Annotated in this window: 15 protein-coding genes; 6 read left to right on the plus strand and 9 right to left on the minus strand. The window is 47.6% G+C overall.

The window, feature by feature from the left end; genetic code table 11:
• The first annotated feature begins 91 nt into the window (after nt 1–91).
• From galU to EYR25_RS13380, 6 genes are all read left to right on the plus strand, one after another.
• Complete coding sequence (gene galU / locus EYR25_RS13355; RefSeq protein WP_133180675.1) at nt 92–1000, plus strand: UTP--glucose-1-phosphate uridylyltransferase GalU; 909 nt, start codon at nt 92–94, stop codon at nt 998–1000.
• Nucleotides 1000–2013, plus strand: coding sequence for a UDP-glucose 4-epimerase GalE (gene galE, locus EYR25_RS13360; protein WP_133180677.1), 1014 nt, complete (start codon nt 1000–1002; stop codon nt 2011–2013). The genes galU and galE overlap by 1 nt, the downstream gene beginning before the upstream one ends.
• A 74-nt stretch (nt 2014–2087) precedes the next feature.
• The gene (gene napF, locus EYR25_RS13365; RefSeq protein ID WP_133180679.1) at nt 2088–2579 is read left to right on the plus strand and encodes a ferredoxin-type protein NapF; all 492 of its coding nucleotides are present in this window, start codon (nt 2088–2090) and stop codon (nt 2577–2579) included.
• Nucleotides 2580–2666: 87 nt separating this feature from the next.
• A complete protein-coding gene (locus EYR25_RS13370) occupies nt 2667–3092 on the plus strand; it encodes a bactofilin family protein (RefSeq protein WP_133180681.1) in 426 nt (141 codons plus the stop codon).
• Nucleotides 3093–3347: 255 nt separating this feature from the next.
• Entirely contained in the window at nt 3348–4334 is a 987-nt protein-coding gene (locus tag EYR25_RS13375) for a LysR family transcriptional regulator (RefSeq protein ID WP_133180683.1), read from the plus strand.
• A 422-nt stretch (nt 4335–4756) separates the two neighbouring features.
• Entirely contained in the window at nt 4757–7060 is a 2304-nt protein-coding gene (locus EYR25_RS13380) for an OmcA/MtrC family decaheme c-type cytochrome (protein ID WP_133180686.1), read from the plus strand.
• Between the two features lie 92 nt (nt 7061–7152).
• Here EYR25_RS13380 and EYR25_RS13385 read toward each other — a convergent pair whose 3' ends face one another.
• The 9 genes from EYR25_RS13385 to EYR25_RS13425 form a co-directional block, all read right to left on the minus strand.
• Nucleotides 7153–7848 (minus strand): DUF2982 domain-containing protein, encoded by a 696-nt coding sequence (locus tag EYR25_RS13385; protein WP_133180688.1) that lies wholly within the window; start codon nt 7846–7848, stop codon nt 7153–7155.
• A 4-nt stretch (nt 7849–7852) separates the two neighbouring features.
• Nucleotides 7853–8587 carry a YdcF family protein gene (locus EYR25_RS13390; protein WP_133180690.1) on the minus strand — a complete coding sequence of 245 codons (735 nt, stop codon included), beginning with the start codon at nt 8585–8587 and terminating at the stop codon, nt 7853–7855.
• 107 nt (nt 8588–8694) lie between these two features.
• Nucleotides 8695–9615 carry a fructokinase gene (mak, locus tag EYR25_RS13395; protein WP_133180692.1) on the minus strand — a complete coding sequence of 307 codons (921 nt, stop codon included), beginning with the start codon at nt 9613–9615 and terminating at the stop codon, nt 8695–8697.
• 62 nt (nt 9616–9677) lie between these two features.
• Complete coding sequence (cysQ, locus tag EYR25_RS13400; RefSeq protein WP_165953575.1) at nt 9678–10466, minus strand: 3'(2'),5'-bisphosphate nucleotidase CysQ; 789 nt, start codon at nt 10464–10466, stop codon at nt 9678–9680.
• Between the two features lie 364 nt (nt 10467–10830).
• The gene (locus EYR25_RS13405; protein ID WP_133182870.1) at nt 10831–11955 is read right to left on the minus strand and encodes an SDR family oxidoreductase; all 1125 of its coding nucleotides are present in this window, start codon (nt 11953–11955) and stop codon (nt 10831–10833) included.
• Nucleotides 11956–11992: 37 nt separating this feature from the next.
• Nucleotides 11993–12751, minus strand: coding sequence for a phosphatase (locus EYR25_RS13410; RefSeq protein WP_133180696.1), 759 nt, complete (start codon nt 12749–12751; stop codon nt 11993–11995).
• A gap of 87 nt (nt 12752–12838) precedes the next feature.
• On the minus strand, nt 12839–16084 hold the full coding sequence (locus EYR25_RS13415) for a DEAD/DEAH box helicase (protein WP_133180698.1): 3246 nt from the start codon (nt 16082–16084) through the stop codon (nt 12839–12841).
• A 184-nt stretch (nt 16085–16268) separates the two neighbouring features.
• Nucleotides 16269–18092: a DUF885 domain-containing protein gene (locus EYR25_RS13420; protein WP_133180700.1), complete on the minus strand. Its 1824-nt coding sequence runs from the start codon at nt 18090–18092 to the stop codon at nt 16269–16271.
• Nucleotides 18093–18358: 266 nt separating this feature from the next.
• Nucleotides 18359–20308, minus strand: a complete 1950-nt coding sequence (locus EYR25_RS13425) for a monovalent cation:proton antiporter family protein (RefSeq protein ID WP_023267400.1) — start codon at nt 20306–20308, stop codon at nt 18359–18361.
• Nucleotides 20309–20375 lie beyond the last annotated feature (67 nt).

The following is a 20375-nucleotide window of genomic DNA, read 5'->3' on the forward strand; positions in this document are numbered from 1 at the left end:
CGACAAATTTCGGTGTTTGCAAATGGCTTTTCTGCGTGGGTCATTTACAATATTGCCCAATAACCGCCTCTCCTTAATCTGAAGGTTCGCAATGAAACAACATCAAATTCGTAAAGCCGTTATTCCTGTCGCTGGACTGGGCACTCGTATGCTTCCTGCGACCAAAGCTATCCCTAAGGAAATGCTACCCGTTGTTGATAAACCATTGATCCAATACGTGGTTAGCGAAGCCATCGCCGCGGGTATTAAAGAAATTGTGTTGGTTACCCACGCCAGTAAAAACTCTATCGAAAACCATTTCGACACCAGTTTTGAATTAGAAGCGCAATTAGAGCGCCGCGTGAAGCGTCAGTTACTCGAAGCAGTGCAATCCATTTGTCCGAAAGACGTGACAGTGATCAGCGTACGTCAATCCCAAGCCAAAGGCTTAGGCCATGCGATTTTATGTGCTAAATCCGTCGTCGGTGATGCACCTTTCGCCGTATTGCTGCCAGATGTGATTATTGATGATGCCAGCTGCAACCTGAAAACCGACAACCTTGCCGCCATGGTGAATCTGTATGATGAAACCCAAGTCGGCCAAATCATGGTGGAAGGTGTGCCACATCATTTAGTGAACCAATATGGTATTGCGGATGTGAATGGACATGATCTACAACCAGGCGAGTCTGAGCCATTGGTCGAACTCGTTGAAAAACCGCCAGTTGACGAAGCACCATCTAACTTAGCCGTTGTGGGTCGTTACGTGTTACCCGCAGCAATTTGGCCACTACTGGCTAAAACCCCTGCTGGCGCGGGTGATGAAATTCAGCTAACTGACGCCATTGCGATGTTAATGAAGGAAGAAACTGTTAACGCTTACTACATGCAAGGTAAGAGTCATGACTGCGGAAACAAGCAAGGCTATATGCGCGCTAACGTGGAATACGCCCTGCGCCACAGCGAAATCGGCGACGATTTTGCACAATATTTGAAGACCATTGTAAAGGGAATTAAGTAATGACGATTTTAGTGACCGGCGGTGCTGGTTATATTGGCACTCATACCGTGGTGGAATTGCTCAATGCAGGGAGCGAAGTGATTGTATTAGACAACCTGTCTAATTCAAGCATCGAAGCCCTTAACCGTGTCGAGCGCATTACTGGTAAATCGGTCACCTTTTATCAAGGCGATATTCTCAATAAGGCCTTACTGCAGAAAGTCTTTAGCGACCACAACATCGATGCCGTTATCCATTTTGCTGGGTTAAAGGCCGTTGGAGAGTCAGTCGCTAAACCACTGAAATACTATGAGAATAACGTGACTGGCACCTTAATTCTTTGCCAAGTGATGGCAGAGTTTAAGGTGAAAAACCTCGTCTTTAGTTCTTCTGCAACTGTGTATGGCGACCCCGCCAGCCTACCGATTACCGAAGATTTTCCCACGGGTGCCACTAACCCATACGGTCAGTCTAAATTGATGGTGGAACATATACTGGCGGATTTACACCATAGCGATCCAAGTTGGAATATCGCCCGTTTACGTTACTTCAACCCTGTTGGCGCCCATGCCAGCGGCTTGATTGGCGAAGATCCTAACGATATTCCAAATAACTTGATGCCATTTATCGCACAGGTGGCAGTCGGTAAACGCGAAGCGTTAAGTGTGTTTGGCAATGATTATCCAACCCATGATGGTACGGGCGTTCGCGACTATATCCACGTGGTGGATTTAGCCCTTGGGCACCTCAAAGCCCTTGAAAAGCTGGCCACCAAACCAGGACTTGTCACCTATAACCTAGGTACAGGCCAAGGCTACAGTGTGCTCGATATGGTTAAGGCCTTCGAAAAGGCCTGTGGTAAGTCGATTGCCTATCAAATTGCGCCGCGCCGTCCGGGTGACATTGCCGCCTGTTATGCAAACCCAGATCATGCAAGGAACGATCTAGGTTGGCAGGCGACTCACAGCTTAGAGGATATGGCAAACAGCAGTTGGCATTGGCAATCTACCAATCCAAATGGCTATAAAGGCTAATAATCTAAATGGCTTGCGGTAACTCCCAAGCCATTTTTATTATCCCTTAATCACAGTTAAACTCCGAAAGACCTATGACAGAAAGCATCAATCACAGCCGCCGTAATCTCTTTAGCCGCCGCAAATCATCGGCAATTAGGCCACCATGGGTGCGTGAAGGCATTGAATTTACTGACATCTGTACCCGATGCTCGGCCTGTATCACCGCCTGTGAAACTAAGATTATCTTCAAGGGGGATGGCGGCTTTCCCGAAGTCTCATTTAAGGATAATGAATGTACTTTTTGTCGCCAATGTGCCTCTGTCTGCCCAGAAGATAAGCTGTTTGATTTGACCCAAACCCCTTGGCAACACAAAGCGGTTATTCAAGATAACTGCTTAACATATCAAGGCATTTGGTGCCAAAGTTGTAAGGATGCCTGTGAGCCCCGCGCTATTAGCTTTACCTTAAGCGTGGGTAACGCGCCGATGCCGAAGATTGATAGCGAGCTCTGCACGGGTTGCGGAGCCTGTGTCGCGCCTTGCCCAAGCCTAGCCATCAGTATTAAGCCTGTTGAATCACTTTAATGGCTTGAGTGTTACTGGGCTTCACGGCATGTTTAGTTTACTATTTGGCGGTCGCTGTCACCTTTAATCACCTAGGTTTATCATCGCATGTTTGGCAAAAAATTTTCCTTTACCCGAAACACAGCCCCCGCACTGAGCTTTATCGCCGATGGGACTATGCTAACGGGCAATATTGAATTTTCCGGTGATGTCTTAATCGGCGGTGAGGTACAAGGACAAATTTTGTCGCAAGCCAATATCATCGTCGAGAAAACAGGACGTATTCACGGTGAAATAAAGTGTCGGGAATTTATCATCGACGGCTATTTTAAAGGTCGATTAATTTGTGAACGTCTGATCATTCAATCCAGAGGCATTGTCGATGGCGATGTTGCCTGTACCTCAATGCAAATCAATGAAGGGGGTCAATTTATCGGCTTAAGAATTAAAGAAGACCATCAGACCATTCATGCCCACAGCCTACCATCAACAACATCGGCAAACGTTTTGTTATCGCCTAATCAAGATAACTAAGCCTTTGCATGTAAAACGCCTCATCCGTCCATTTTGACTTTTTATCTATTGTCTAAAAATCCAACTAACACAACTTTCAACAACGGCGATCGTTAATCAAATGTTAATTTAAGGATTGAGATCACAGTTAAGCCGTACTGTAAATGCTAACTTCATTAGTCAACCATGTATTGTTAATAAACGCATTTATGTACCTCAGTAAGACTGTTCTTATGAGGCTATTGCAGACTAAGACTCATCGCAAGGCGATACCAAATGAGCAACCCATTACTAAAACAAATCTGCGAACTCGATGTCTTCACCTTACTCGTCTTTAAAAGTATTTTTGATAACGGCCATGCAAATAGTGCCGCCAAAGCGTTAAACGTATCGGCTCCTAAAATAAGTCGCTGTCTAAATGCCCTTAGGTTAACTTTTAATGACGAGCTGTTTTATCGCCGCCAGCAGGGGTTAAAGCCAACCCCACTTGCAGAAAGCCTATATGTCGCCATTTGCCAATTTACCGAATCCGTCTATCACTTAGAACAATCGGCATTGCAACTCCAAAATGCGGCCAGTCATGTTGAATTGCCTTTACATATTGCCGCCAGTAATGGTTTGTTAAGCTTTTTAGCTCCACAGCTTAGTTCACCAGACGTAGTCAATGAGTTAGGGCAAGTTAGGTTACATAAATGGCAGGATAATAGCGCTGAGTTAATACATGCTGGTGAATTAGACTTTGGGATCACAATAGAGCCAACAGAAACCAAAGATCTTAATGTTTCTCGCCTTGGCTGTATTGCTAATGTGTATGTTGTTGCGTCGAAACATCATCCCCTTTGGGAAAGTCAGCTGGATATCAGCCTTGAGCAGATATGTCGTCATTCCTTCCTGTGCCTTGATCTCAAAGGCTTTAACAGTAGAATTGATCCTTTAGAACTCTTTTGCCAACGTCAGGGACTGCTGTTACCCTCGATCGAGAGAGTTGTAGATAGAGAAGAATGGTATGCACACTTACTGACAATGCAAAGCGTTGCATTTTGCTCAAGTATCGACATGCATACCGTTAAGCATATGCCAGGACTAAAATTAGCCCCTCTTCCAATCGCTGAACTGCACAGACTGCATGACACTATCATGCCGCCTCAGTATTTTCTCGTTGAAAAACCACGAAGCCACAGACGTTATAGTCAAACCCAATGTGAACTTGTGATCAGTTCACTATTAACAGCCCTGACAACCAACACGCTATTAGCACAATAATAGCTCGACAGCATGGATGCTTTGATTGTTTCAAAAACAGTTTAATTTGTTAAATCCAAGCTTATTTCCAGCATATTCACTTCGATTTATGGCACTAAATTAGCCTCAGTTTTGACTCAAAAATTGGCTCCGAAAAACATTAAATACAAGTTTCATAAGTCTCTGCCTCCAAAATTAATTGAAAATTAATCTCAACAAGCCATTAAAATTAAAAGTAAAAATTTGCTATCCACTTCATACTTTTAGATGCCAATTACGAAATTAGAAATATTCAATTTCATATTTTAGAATTTCCATTTTGGTGTGTTAAATCACTGTTCACATATCGAATACAAACTTGTAAATACCCCTTTATAAGTAGGTGAATGAACCTATAGTAGAGTCACTGCACACGCAGTCTTATAGAAAGAAAAAGGGACGCGATGATGAAAAACTACAATAAATCTCTACTGGCACTAGCTCTCACTAGTGCCTTGTGTTTAACCGCATGCGGGGACGGAAAAGACGGGCAAGATGGTGCACCCGGCACGCCCGGAACACCTGGTACCCCTGGAACACCGGGCACTCCTGGTACACCAGGTTTGCCAGCGGGTTCTTTTGCTAAAACCGCAGAATCTATAACCGATCTGAAATTTACTCTTAGCCCAGCTGATATCAAAGTCACAAGCAGTGAAGGTTTCAGTGTTAAATTCTCTGTTACTGGTAAAAATGCAGGAAAAGATGTGCCCTTTATGGGACTCGATAAAATTGCCCTTTACTCGTTAACGGCGAATGAAAACACCTCTGGCACTGGTGCGCCAATCGAATGGCAAAACAATGCCATGGCAAACAATGCTGGCACATCTTTAACTTGTACACTCAATGGCCTTAACGGTACTAAAAATGCGTGTACATTAACTGAAGACACTGCAAACCCAGGTACTTATACAGCCTCTTGGACCTATGATGGTGCTGCACCTATCATTAACCCAAATGACAATCCTAACGCAGTACACAGGGTGTTCTTACGTGCCTACAATATCGCAAATAGCGAAGGTGTGGCTTTAGCAGATAAAATTCTATCTGTTCCAGTAGACTTTATCCCTGCGACTGATGAATTAGCCGCATCAGGTAAAGACACTGTATCAAGTGATGCATGTAAGAATTGTCATGGTGAAGCTGATGGTCATATCGCTAAGATTGAAGCCCACCATAACTATCAAGATGTTAAAAACTGCGTAACCTGCCATAACCCAGCGCAAGTACCGAGTGATGCTAACCTTGCAGCAGGTCTGATTTTTGATTTCCCTGCAATGATCCACCGTATCCACTCTGGTGCAGAAAACGCAGCTAACTTCGATTTAACCAATAAAACCGCTAAAGAGTGGAGTGAGATTGGATTCCCATCTGATCTTAAAGAATGTACTTCTTGCCACACAACTGAGCAACCTAGCTATAACACCGTTTACGCACAAGCTTGCGTGGGCTGCCATATGACAGTCAACTTCGCAACTGGTGAAAATCACTCAGAGTTTGGTTTAGCTCAAGCGGATGACACTCAATGTAACTCTTGTCATGGCGCAGGTAACTTATCTCCAGCAGTGGTTCACAGCGTAGGTAAACGTGCTGAATACGCTTCGCTGATGAAAGTGGATTTCACAACTCCTACTGTTGCTCCATCTGCAACTGTCGGCATGAAAACCATTACCTTTAAAGCTAACATCACCCTTAACGGTGCACCGATTGCTGATGGCACATCACTGAAAACCTATAACGCGACTTCAAACCCAACAGGTATGTTCGCCGCTAACGGTTTACTAGTGGGTAATGTAGCGACAGATGGTACTGTATACTCATGGCGTGATGTTAAACCTACCGCCATCAGCCTCAAACTGGAAAACGGTACTCTATCAGGCGGCGTGTTGACCATTGTTAAAGATGTTCCAGATGCACAAGCAACTGGCACTATCTACGTTGGTTCTGAAGCAAACTTCTGCGCGAAAGCCGGCAAAGTCGTTAGCTGTAATACAACGGGTCTAGAATATGGCCCAACTAGCCCAATTGGTAACACCTCTGCAGTGAAATTCTTCAACTTAGATGGTGGTACCGCAGCAACAGCTCGTATGAGCAACCCAGCCCGTATCACTGTAGCTGAAGCGAAATGTAACGCTTGTCATGGTAGCTTAGACTACGCTAAAGGTTATAGACATGGTGTTTACACCTTCGATCAATGTATGCACTGCCACAACGATACAACTGGCGCATCAGGCCATGGCGCGACTGGTTACAAAGGTGCTGATGGCAAGTTAGTCGTCACCCCAGAAGTAACCTTCAACAACAAAGACCTGTTCACTGTTGCTCACCGTTTCCACAGTGGTAACTTCGGTGTTGTGGAAGGTATCTTCCGTGATGCTAATGGTGCGTTGTTCGGTTATCCATCACCAGAAACAGATTGCGCAGCGTGCCACAAAGACGGTGCCAAACTGTTCGCAACTGACGGTGGTTTAACTTCTGGCAAACGTTCTATTAAAGTGGGTAGCTACTATATTAGCCCAGTAGCAGAATCATGCCGCACCTGTCACGCTCACTCAGATGCAGCAGCAGTAGCTCACTTTAGAAGTAATGGTGCGATTGTAGAAGCGGATGCAGTAACTGATCCTAACCTACCAGTAGAATCATGCGCGACCTGCCATGCTGAAGGTAAAACCTATGGCATAGATAAGGTACACGCAGAGGTAGCACACTAGTACTAGTACCTTTGGGTTGCCCCCTGCACAACCCGAACTTCATCTCTGCAATTTATTGGGGCCCCTACGGGGCCCCTTTTTTATCAGTATTTTTAATGAGTTGTGGCATCGACTTGAATCGTACTCTGCGCGATGCGTTGCCTTAACAGCTTAATAAATTCTCTAGGGTCACGGTCTAAACTATCGTGGGGAATATAAAGATGGTAGCCAAGGTGAGTATTGAGCATCACGCAACGATGGCCAAACATCGCTAATACCCCACGGTAACGGTCACCATCATTCACGAAAGGACTAAACTCGGCGCCAAGATAGGTTTCCAAGGTTGCTAAATCTTCCTGCTGCGATGCCGCAGTCACCAGTAATGGTCGCTGCTCAGTCAATAATCCCGCCGCAAGACGCAATGAAATGTTATCGAGGATAGGATTTAACTGTTTGAGCTTAATGCCTATATAGGAAAGCTCTATGGTATCAACACCCTGAGTGACTCGTGGAATATCTACCCGTTGAATGTTGCTCCAGCTCATTGCCACTTTGCCGCGACGATGAAAATAAGTCAGCCCCTGCTCATCCATAGTTAATGTGGTGTCAGGCTCGTACACCTTTGCAAGGCCCAAGATCAAGGCAATCGCACCCAAGCTGAAAAACACTAAGCCCACGGCAAATAGCTCAGGAAATAGCACAAATAAACCAAAACCTAAGATAAAGGCGCTGGCGCCTACAATAGTTAAGGTTAAGCCATTACGTTTAGAGAGTGGGCGAACCGAGACAACATCAGACTCTAGCGTCATATTTTTATTCCTGTTTTATCCAGAGCCATAAACGACCTATATATTCATGTATCGCCCGTTGCGAGGCGAGTAAGTTATCCGCAGTTAAGCGCCAGTAAAAATCATTCCTAGCCCTAAAATCCGTCGGTGCGGCGCTCGCCGTTAATCCTTGACCACTAAAGATCGCCACCGACCTTGGCATATGGGAAGCCGAAGTGACTAATCGCACAGCTTGATTGCCAAAGTGTTCTTTAAAATAGTGCGCCTCTTCAATCGTATCGCGCGCAAGGGGGATCTGAACTATACGTGATGCATCAGCGCCGAGTTCAACTGCCGCCTTTGCCATCACTTCGGCATGGGGATGTTGTGTTAGCTCCCCTCCCCAACCACTGACCACTAAGGTACAGTCTTGACCTAATTCGAGTTGCCTTAGCCCTTCAGTTAGCCGCGCTAAGGCGACCGCAGACAAAGATTGTACCGCAGTAGCACCTGGGATATCCGAGTGTGCAGACCCCAGCACCATGACTACACAGGCACCCGTAATAGGAGTGGAGTTAATGGGATATTGAGTTTCTAAAGGCTTGACCAAGTAATCCACACTTAATTGACTACTGAGTACTAAAAGCAGCGTAAATGCACCACCAATCGCCCATTTTGCTAACCGCGGTTTGCGCCAAATCAACAAAGATAGCAGCAATAACAACAGGATAAATGGAACAGGCATAATTGCCTGAGAGACAACTTTTTTAATCCAAAACATGCGCTAGCGCCCAATAATCCAAAGGAGCGCAATCATAACATCAAAAGAAAGCAAAACGCATCGCCAAGGCGATGCGTTGTCACGAGTGAAAACGTAACGTTACTGGGTTATTTTTCCCATAACCAAGCAGCGCCGCGCACGCCAGAAGAGCAGCCATAAAGGTTCTGCACTACAGGCGTTTTACACTCTCTTCCCACCACATAACGAGTTAATAATGCAGGTAATCTTGGATAAATCGCCTCAATATTAGACATGCCGCCGCCAAGAACTATCGCATCGGGGTCCAGCATATTAATCACATGGGCGAGTGAGCGCGCCAGTCTGTCCATATAACGGTCAAAGGCTGCAATCGCCATTTCATCCCCCGCGTCGACTAAGGCCATGATCTCAGTGCCAGATTTCGCGGGCGCAACTTGCACATCCACCGAACGGCTGAGAGCTTCGTTGTAATCGCGAACAAAGCCGGTGCCAGAAATAAAGGTTTCGATACAATCGGGATTCCCGCAGAAACAACGGGTAGTATTAAACTCTTCCTTGGTCATCCAAGGCAGCGGATTATGGCCCCACTCACCTCCAATACCATTACCACCAGCGTGTACTTTGCCGTTAATGGCCACACCTGCGCCGCAGCCCGTGCCAATGATCACCCCAAACACCACAGATTTACCCGCAGCAGCACCATCCACGGCTTCGGATACCGCAAAACAGTTGGCATCGTTAGCAACCCGCACTTCACGGCCAAGCAGCTCCCCTAAATTCACATCGAGGGGATGACCGTTGATCCAGGTCGAGTTGGCATTTTTAACTAATCCTGAATAGGGAGAGATGACTCCCGGTATCCCCACACCGACCGTGCCCTTTTCACCTAAGGTCGCTTCCGCCTCATTCACTAAATCGACGATGGCATTCAGTGTGCCCTGATAATCTCTAGGGGTATTGATACGCTTACGAAACAGTTCATTACCTTCCTCACTTAAGGCGACGAGTTCTATTTTTGTGCCACCTAAATCGATGCCCATGCGTATCATGAATGACTTACTCCACTGTTATTCGACCAAGGCGTCAATGCAGACGTCCTTGGCATTGTTCATTATTCTGCCCAGCCTGGCGCCGTGGCAATAAAATATGGGTTTAATATGTCAGGTTTTTGATTGTAGGTTAAGGGTAAACCTGAGTCATAACACACAACTTTACCGCCTGCGCTTTCCAGCACGGCCTGCGCGGCTGCCGTGTCCCATTCGCTTGTTGGCCCTAATCTTGGGTAGAGATCGGCCTTGCCCTCTGCCAACATACAAAACTTCAGCGAGCTGCCCACGCTTAACATTTCATGTTGACCGAAATCCTTTAAATAGTCCGCCACATCAGGGCTTAAGTGCGAACGACTGCCCACCACTATCGGTACTTGTCTTGGTGGATTACAACCCAGTAGCACTTGCTCTTGCTGCCCGTCTTGTCGCCAAGCGCCTAAGTGTTTGGCGCCAAAATAAACGGTATTGAGTACGGGCGCATAAACCACACCAGCAATAGCCACACCTTGATGGATAAGCGCAATATTGACGGTAAACTCACCATTTCGCTTAATAAATTCCTTAGTGCCATCCAAAGGGTCAATCAGCCAATAGGTCTGCCATTGTTGACGTTCATCCCAGGCGATATCCGCCGCTTCTTCCGACATTACGGGAATACCCGCAAATTGCTCGGTAAGCTGGGCTAAGATAACTTTGTGAGCCGCCAAATCGGCCGCCGTTACTGGGCTCTCATCATGCTTTTGCGTAACGGCAAAATCCTCTTGGGCATAAATCGCCATGATGGCGTCACCTGCTGCATGGGCAATCTTTACCACCCGTAGTAAATCGGCCTTCGAAAAATGCGCTGCCATCGCTATATTATCTGTCACTTAGCCACCTGTATTCGATTTGCTTTTCGGCATTATGCCACTGGCAGCAATTGATAATTAAGAACAAATTCATCATACATCGAGCAAAATCGACTAAGGCACTGACGAATTCACTCAGGCGCAAGGCTTACGCAACGAGCATAAATGCTAAATAAGTCGAGTCTAAGCCAAGCTGGATACGCTGAAAAGAGTCATTGCCTAGGCTGCATTCGTATTCACAGCCTTGAAAATAAAACGGGTTGGAGAAATAAATCAGTAGCTTGGATGGAGTGCTTCGGGCATACAACTTATCTTGTATTCAAAAGTTCTGAACGCCATTCACAACCACTTATGATAGAGATAATGGCTAAAGGCCTTTTGCGGCATAATCTTCAAGCATGGCCTTTAGCTGCCACCGCCAGTCACGCCACAGCTCGGGGCAATGGGTTAATGCCAAATTTTGCCCAGTTAAGCGCTGGTGTACTTTATCGCTATTTAACGTGCTGTAACTAGGCCTTGTAGCCAGTTTATTGCCTTTCTCAAGCGCTTTTTCCGCATAACTTAGGCTATCTATAGCAGTAATCGGCACCGCTTTATCTAATAACTTCAGTGCCATGGCTTGGCGCTGGATTTCGAGGGAAAATTCATACCAACTGCATTGCCCCTGCCCAGCATAATGGAATAGTCGTGATCCGCAACCGACGTCTAGCGGACTCGCTATTAACTGCCAAATAAGATGAGCGAGCGCATCTGCCCATGTCGGCGAACCTATTTGGTCGTTTATCACTGAGAGCGGCTGACCATCGGGCATGGTAGCCATCAACCTCAGCATGGTTTTCACAAAATTATGCCCATCGACACCGTAAAGCCATGCGGTGCGAATAACCACCGCGCGTTCAGCTAGGATGCGCAGCACCGCTTGCTCCCCCGCGAGTTTACTCTTGCCATAGACAGATAAGGGAGCTGGTGTGGCGCTTTCGGTTAACCCGCGTTCAATTAAGCCGCTTTCAATTAAGCCACTTTCAATTAAGCCACTTTCAGTTAAACCACCATTGATTAAGCTGCTATCGGTTAAGCTGTTCTGATTTAACGCCAGTTCAGAAGCCTCCGCAGGCTCGCCACTAAATACATAATCGCTAGAGATATGTACCAAACGCGCGCCCGTGAGCGCACATTCGCTTGCCAATAACTCAGGCCCTAGGCTATTGACACGATAAGCCTCTTCAGCCGCCGTTTCTGCCCTATCGACCGCATTGTAGGCGGCGCAGTTAATCACCCAGTCAGGTTTAACCTGGGCAAAGGCGGCGGCTACGCTCTGTTTATCACCAATATCTAACTCGGTATGGCTAAGCGCGTGCGCACGAAAGGCGCGACCATCGAATCGATAAGCCGCCTTGGCAAGCACTCGTAATAGTGCTTTCGACAGTTGGCTATCTGCGCCAGTTAACAATACTGTTACTGTCGATTCTGGCTCGCCATTAGGCGCATACATCGCCTTGTTATCCTTTCGCATTCTTAACGTCGGCGCCTTAAGCGATATCGTCGCTAAATAGCGGCATTAAATCGGCAACGCTTTGATGCCCCCGCTGAGTTAAGAAGTTAAGCAGTGCCATCGGTGAGCGATTAAGCAGCTTATCCTTAGGATAATCAACCGCTTCAATAATACTTAAGGCACGGTCAAAACCGCCAAGACTAAAAGCCACATGGGAATCCGAGCCCATCACTAAAGTGGCACCCAATTCTTTTGCCGCTTTGGCAATCGCGGTGCAGTTAGCTTCGCTGCCCTTGCGAGAGACTTCAAAGGAGGAATTATTGATTTCAAGCGCTACACCATATTTGGCGGCAGCGGTGACGACAGCTTCAATATCAATGGGATAAGCAGGATTACCCGGGTGGGTAATAATATCGACCTTGCCACTTTTAATGGCATTAATCATCGCCTCGGTATGGGTGGCCTTATCCGAGGGCGGAAATACTGGCTCATGGAACCCTGCCAACACAATATCGAGCTGAGACAGATAATCGCCAAAGTAATCGATTTCACCTTCGCGGTTTTTAATATTGGCTTCGATGCCGCGTAAAACTCCCACGCCATCGACCATACGTGGAAGCACACGTAAATTCACAAAATGCCAAAAATGCGGTGCATCCGCCATCGCCGGGCCATGATCAGTGGTGGCAAACAGACGGATCCCCTTTTGCTTCGCCACCGCTAAATAATCGTGGATAGTGCTATAGGCATGGGTAGATGCCACGGTATGGGTATGGGTATCGACTGGGTACTGCATGGGTCACCTCTGTCTTGTACTATTGTGTTCTGACTATTGTGTCCTGTATGCGTTAACCATTCGTCGGTTAACGTTTCTTAGGCTTAGCTAGTGGAATAGCGAGAGCAATTCATCGGCACTGCCTTGCCACGCGCCTTTACCCTTTCCTTCGAGAATACTATCCGCTAAACCTTGCTTATGCTGCTGCATTTCTTGGATTTTCTCTTCGACCGTGCCTTCGGCAATCAGCTTGTAAACGAACACTGGGTTTTCTTGGCCAATGCGGTGCGCCCTGTCCGTCGCTTGCTTTTCTGCCGCAGGATTCCACCAAGGATCGTAATGGATAACCGTATCCGCCGCGGTAAGATTAAGCCCTGTACCGCCAGCCTTTAAACTGATTAAAAATACCGGCGTATCGCCTTCTTGGAATTTATCAATTTGCCCCTGACGCAGCCGAGTTTGCCCCGTCAGTTTACTGTAGTCGATGTCAAGGGATTGCAGCAATTCCTCAATTAACAGCAACATACTGGTAAATTGGCTGAAGATTAAAATCTTGCGACCTTCCTGCACCATTTCCGGTAGGTTTTGGCTCAGCCAGTTTAGCTTGGCATTATTTTTAACCTTTTGCGCCTGTTCGAGTTTGACTAATCGTGGATCGCAGCAGGCTTGACGCAATTTGAGCAAGGCATCTAAAAACTCGATATGGCTGCCCGCCACGCCTTGGCTAGCAAATAATTCTCGAATTTTTTTCTCCATACTCAGGCGAATACTTTCGTATAGATTACGCTGATCTTTCTCAAGCTCTAGGGTTTGGTAGATCTCGGTTTTAGGTGGCAGCTCAGTCACCACCTCAGCCTTGGTGCGCCTTAATACAAAAGGATCGATGCGTTGACTCAACACCTTCGCCTGCTCGCCATCGCCATAACGCTCAATCCGATAGCGAAACGCCTTATTGAAATAGGCCGTTGTTCCCAAGAGTCCCGGTAAACAAAAGTCCATCAATGACTTGAGTTCACCTAAATGATTCTCAAGGGGCGTGCCGGTAAGGCAGAGTCTAAACGGCGCTTGCAACGCCTTAATTTGCTGGCTCACTTTGGCTTGTGCGTTTTTAATCTGCTGCGCCTCATCAAGCACTATATGCTCAAACGGCTGAGCCTGGTAATAATCGTAATCCCGCACCATAAGGGGATAGGTTGTGACGACGACATCAAACTCGCTTAATCGCGATAACAGCGGCCCACGCTGTGCGCCATGGATCACCGCCAAACTTAACGACGGCGCAAATTTGGCCGCCTCCTTCGCCCAGTTCCCCACTAAACTGGTTGGGCAGATAATCAGACTCGGCAGTCTTGGCTGGCCAACGGATTTAGCCTCCTGCTGCTTTAACAGAAATGCCAAGGTTTGAATGGTTTTTCCAAGTCCCATGTCGTCGGCTAAGATGCCGCCGAGCTGATATTCCTTTAAAAAACAAAGCCAATTTAAGCCCTGCTGCTGATAAGCGCGCAACTGCGCATTCAGTCCTGTCGGCGTGCTAACCGCAACCACACCATTAAATTCGGCTAATTTTGTCGCGAGTTGACGCACCCTTTCACCATTGAGCAGGCTAATCTCACTCTCAGCTAACTCATTGAGTAAATGCGCACGGTACTTAGGTAAGGCGATACTGTGGCCACGATGCAGCTCAAACAACTCTTGAATAATGCTCATTAAAGGCTTGATAACACTGGCCTTGATTTTTAGCCACTCGCCAGAGGGGCTGGGTAGCAATAGCTCAGCATCATCGGCTGGCTCACCGTGTTGTTTTAACCAAGTGGCCACCAGCGGCAACATAGGTAAGCGTTGGCCATTGATATCGGCATGTAACGACAGGGAGAACCAGCCCTCTTGACTGTCATCCAGCTCAACCGTTAACGGCGTATCGACCACCTTAAGGCTAAACTCTGGGGCAAATCGCACCTCGATGCCTTGAGTTTGTAATCTTGGGACTTCTTCATCGATAAACGCTAGCCATTCCCGAATCGTATCGGGCAAATTACCTAAACTCCAGAGGGAAGCTCCATTTGCTGCACCCTCCAAGCTAAAGCGGCTAAAGCCAAGGGTTTGCAGCTTTGACACGGCTTGCTGTTCTTCTTCAAGCGCGCGGTTAATTTGATAGGTGGTGCCGCCCTGAGTCACCAGAGTTAATGCTTCTTTAGCGGCATTGCTACTTAAGACGAGATCCCCGTAGACAAACTCCAGCGCGAGATACGGCTGCGCGATGCGAGTATCCAGCACAGACAACGGATTGCTGCTAGGCATTGTGCCTGCGGGGATTACCTTAAGCGTCAAACGAAGCTTTAACTTATCTCTCAGCTCGACAAAATCGATGGCGCTTGGCGGCGGCACAGTGCGCGCCGAAAAATGCTTGATCAGTCTATGGCTCACCAATTCAACCTGGGTGCTCGGCACGGGCGGCATTTGGCTGAGTAGACGCAGCTTATCGACGCTAATGTCGGTATCAATAAGGCCGATGTGAAAATAATCCAGCTCGATATAGTAAGGCGGTTCAGTCGGCACCAGCTCCCAGTTATCCCGCTCGGGCAAGACTAGGCGCATTTGCTTGTGTTCGCTGTCGATATCCTGCCAAAGAAATTGCGGTGTAATGGCCTCGCCTGCGGTTAATGCGAGGCGGCTCTCCTCCCAAAAGCAACGCTCGGTGGCGAGCATTTTCTCAATCGCCACCGCCCCTAGCTGCGCCTTAAGATACAGGCGCGATGCGCCGTGGCGTCTGGTCGACATAATAAGATTTAAGATCAGCACATCCTCGGCGCCAATCCAAGCGGGCATATAATATTGCACGTCCGAGAGCGCAATCTTAGTGCCCTTGTTGTAACCGCCCTTTTTACCAAGCTTGCCGCGTCTCAGCTCGATAAACACACCGTTATCGTCCTTTGAAAGGATATACAGCACCCTGTCATCGTAGAGGGATTCGACATCATTCACATTGGGATCATCGGCTTCATCGAGTAGGTGTAACCACTGGGCGATACGTTGATCTTCAACGGTTTTATCCGTGAGCAGACTGTAGAGTACCGCGGCCATATGTTTACAGTTGCCGCTGGCGGGGCAGGAGCAGAAGCCATTCATAACGAGTTTATGATTGACACTGACCAGACGAATATCCTGACGATAAGGCGTGGTTTCCGTGCCAGTGACGGTGCCTTCGATATGGCGAAAATCGGCATTGGCTTTCGCGCTTAACACCCTCCCCTGCATCACATAATCACGGGCGCGCATCAGTGTCGGCGGCGTGAATAAGGACTCAATAGCCGTTTGAGTCAATTGGATCGGCTCTTGGGGGGACAAGCGATTCATCTGCAAAACCTTGAAACTCAAAAATACCTCGACGGACAATAAACCATGATTGTCTAAGGCATTTATCAACGTGTAAGGGGGAATTGTATTGAAACCGAATGGCGAAAGCCAGAATAGGACTCACATACGAGAGCCGGATAACATACCCGCAGGGCTCGCCTGCGGGTCGTTAGCTCACGCAAGCTTAGGCTTGGCTGCGTTTTTCGGCGATATAATGGTCAACTAATTTTTCTAGAATATCTAAGGGAACCGCACCATTTTTCAGCACCACATCGTGAAAATCCCGTAAATCGAATTTATCACCTAGGGCTTGTTTGGCTTTTTCCCGCAGTTCGAGAATTTTCATCATACCCACCTTATAGGCCGTCGCTTGGCCGGGCATAACGATATAACGCTCGATTTCGGCGGTCACATCACGGTCAGACATACCAGTGTTTTGTTTCATATAGTCAATGGCTTGCTCGCGCGTCCAGCGGCTGTGGTGAATTCCCGTATCGACAACCAAACGCACCGCCCTAAACAGCTCCGCCTGTAATCGACCGATATTGTCGAAGGGATCTTGTTGAAAACCGAGTTCCCAGGCTAAACGCTCAGAATAGAGTGCCCAACCTTCGATATAGGCCGTAAAAGGCGCCATCTTACGGATCAGCGGTTGCCCTTCAAGCTCCATCGCCACCGCGATTTGGAAGTGATGCCCAGGGATCCCCTCATGGTAAGCCAAGGTGCGCATACCGTATTTAGGCGTCGCTTTGATGTCGAACAGGTTGGCGTAGAAACGCCCCGGACGACTACCGTCAATCGCCGGCTGCTGATAATAAGCGCCGGGTGCAGTTTTCTCTTTAAATTCAGGAATGCGCACCACTTCCATCCCCGCTTTCGGACGAATACGGAAGGCGTTATCTAAGCCCGCATTCACCTCATCGAGGATTTTTTGGTAATCCACTAAGATCTGCGCCCGGCCCGCATCTGAGTCTTCATAATAGAATTTAGGATCGGCGGCCAGCGCTTCGATTGCCACCGAGAACCCTTGGCTGGTGTCGTATCCCTGCGCGGCCAAAATCGTCATGATTTCGTCCTGAATACGGCTTACCTCGGCTAATCCCTTGGCATGGATTTCATCGGCGCTGTAATTTGTGGTGGTAAAAAACTTCAGCAACTGCTCGTAGGCCACATCGCCATTCGGCAAAGCCCAATAACCATCGTTCGTGCCTGCTTTAGTCTGTAATGCCGTGAAGTAATCGATAAAGAGTCGATATGCTGGTTTAACATCGGACTCGATATTGGCTTTTGCCTGCGCGAGCAAACGCGCCTGCTCATCGGCACTGATTTGCGTGTCGGCGAGTTTAGTCTTAAAAGAGCTGTAGAGAATATTGTCTTCGACGGGCGCATTAATGAAGTCATTCATTTCGGTTAGCACCCGCTCAATCACAAACTTAGGCGGAATAATGCCTTTAGCCTCTCGAAGCTTTAGTCCTTCAAGGGTTTGGCCAAATTTAGTCTTCACCGCAATTAAGCGTGATAAGTAGTTTTCGGCATCTTCAACCGAGTGCACTTGGTGCTGTGCCTGCATAAAGCTGGGATAACCATTTTGTACACCAAACAACTGATTTACTGGGTAATTGTGGTAGCGAAAGGGTTCAGATGCCAAGGCAAAATCCGCCAGATACAGTGCGATATCCTTCGAAATGCGCTGATTATCATCTAGGTCGGTATCTTGGTAGCTGAGTAAAGTATCCCTGAGAGCACGGACTTGGGTAAAGGTTTTATCCATGGCCGCAGGGCTATCATCGTCGAGCAAGGCATTGTGGCCAGTGATGCCAACGGATTCTAAAAATCCCAAGGAGGTTAAGGTCTCGGGGCTTTCGAATGCCATTTTGACCACACTTCTATCTAAAAATGCACGGAAGAAAAATGGTTTTTTCGCATACCATTCATGGGCGGCGAGCGCCCCGAGCAACAGCACTATGGCGAGAGTGCCAAGTCCAATTCGTTTTAATACCGTTTTCAATATTCACGCTCCTAGCCATTGTCGGGACCATATGCCCAAGATAATTTTGCAGCGAGAATATCACTATCACACTTAAGCAACAATTTTATAACGTAACGAATCATTGCAATTGGTATTTACCAGCGTAACGCCTCATTCTGGTAAAACACTTGACAGAATAAGCAGATAGCTAACGGTTATCCCAATGGGGTCGACGAGCGCATCTAAAAGTTAGGTTTGTGGTTACTTTTGTAAGTCGTCATATCAGTACCTATGCAAGCATACAGCTATCCATGCAACAGCTTGGCCTCAGCTTTCTCAAGCCTTCTGGGCTTACCCATAATCAGCAAAATATCCCCAGCGCGAAATATCCAATCTTGCTCTGGATGTTCAACTTCGGCGCCGCTGCGGCGGATTGCCCTCAGTTCGACTCGCAACTGTTCCCAATCGATATCCGCCACTTGCTTGCCGACAGCATAGGCACTGCGATGTAACAGAACGGCATGGAGCGACTCTAAGGTAACGTCGGTTTCAGTCCCCGAAAAGAAGCCGTGTAAAAACTGATAATGGTTGCGCCTTTCTGACTCCAATCGTTTGAGGATCCTTGCTAAAGGTACACCGCATTGATGCAACACCTGTGAGACTAACATCAGACTACCTTCTAAGGTCTCGGGGATCACTTGATTCGCCCCCGCCTTTTGCAACATGGCAAGTTCACTATCATCACGGGTTCTGACTAAAATCTTAGCCTCTGGAGCCAACTGCTTACACAGGGGTAAAGCCTCTTCCAAGCTACGGGATTCACAGAAAGTGATAACGATCATCTTGGCATGTTTAATCCCCACTTGTTTAAGGATCGCCCGCTTACACACATCACCAAAATAAATCGGCTCCCCTGCCCGGCGCGCCTCAGATACCCGTGTGGGGTCAAGATCGAGCACTAAATAGGGCACGGCTTCTGTCTTTAAAAACCGTGCTATAGTTTGGCCAACGCGGCCATAGCCTAAAATCACTACTAGATCATGTTCGTCGGTAACAATCGGAATCACTTCATCCACATGCCCCGACTGGCGGATCCCCAAAAGCCATTTGGCAATATCCACACTATGACGCACTAACCAAGGCGCAAGGCTCATAGACAATACCGCGACCATCACCAGCATAGTACTGGTCTCGTTACTCAATAGGCCATAACTCACGGCAAGCGCCAACACCACAAAACTAAATTCACCTACCTGCGCCAAACTCAAAGCCGTGCTGATAGCAATCCGAAATGGCTCGCCGACCAGTCGCAATAAGCCATGGATAATCAGTGCCTTGCCACCTACAACCGCGAGCAAGATAAGTAAAATCTGCCACCAAAACTGCATCACCAGCGCGAAATCTAACATCATGCCGATGGAGATAAAAAACAGCCCCATGAGTAAATCGCGAAACGGTCGAATATCAGCCTCAAGCTGGCGGCGGTACTGGCTCTCACCGAGCAGCATTCCCGCCATAAAGGCCCCGAGCGCCATAGACAAGCCTAACCACTGGGTAAAAGCCCCCGTGACTAAGGCCACCACCAGCGTCGAGAGTACAAAGAGTTCATTAGAGCGCGATCTCGCCACCTCATCAAACAGTCGAGGTAAGGCCCATTTGCCTAAGGCCATCAGCAAGAAGAAAGCAAGAATTCCCTTCAACAGCGCCAAGGCGATTGCCGCTAACATCAAGGGCTCATCATTATTTTGGGCCAGTAAAGGCAGTAGAATAAGTAGAGGAACGACAGCTAAATCCTGAAATAACAACACACTAACCGACAACTCACCATGGCGGCGTCTTAGCCAGCCCTGCTCGTTAAGTAGCTTGAGCACAATCGCAGTGGAAGAAAGCGCAATTGCCGCGCCGATAACCAGAGACTCAATCCAATTCTGGCCACAGGCCAACGCAACCAGCATAGTGAGTACTGTTGTGACGATGACCTGCGCGCTACCTAAACCAAATACAGTTCTGCGCATCGCCCATAATCTTGGCACCGAAAATTCTAACCCTAGGGTAAACATCAAGAGCACAACCCCAAGCTCGGCGACAGATTGCATTTGCTGCTGAGTAAACCAGTGGAACCCACTGGGTCCACTCACCACACCCGTTAATAAATACGCCAAAATGGCTGGTAAACCGATACGTCGTAACAAGGCAATCGCGACGATAGCAATGACCAGCATCAGCAGAATTTGGATCAAGAAACCATGTTCCATAGATACATTTGCTCCTGTCAAATAACTGGCATGTTAAAAAATTGGGAGGGGTGCTTTAAGCTTAACT

The sequence above is a fragment of the Shewanella decolorationis genome (assembly GCF_004354305.1).
Taxonomy (GTDB): domain Bacteria; phylum Pseudomonadota; class Gammaproteobacteria; order Enterobacterales; family Shewanellaceae; genus Shewanella; species Shewanella decolorationis.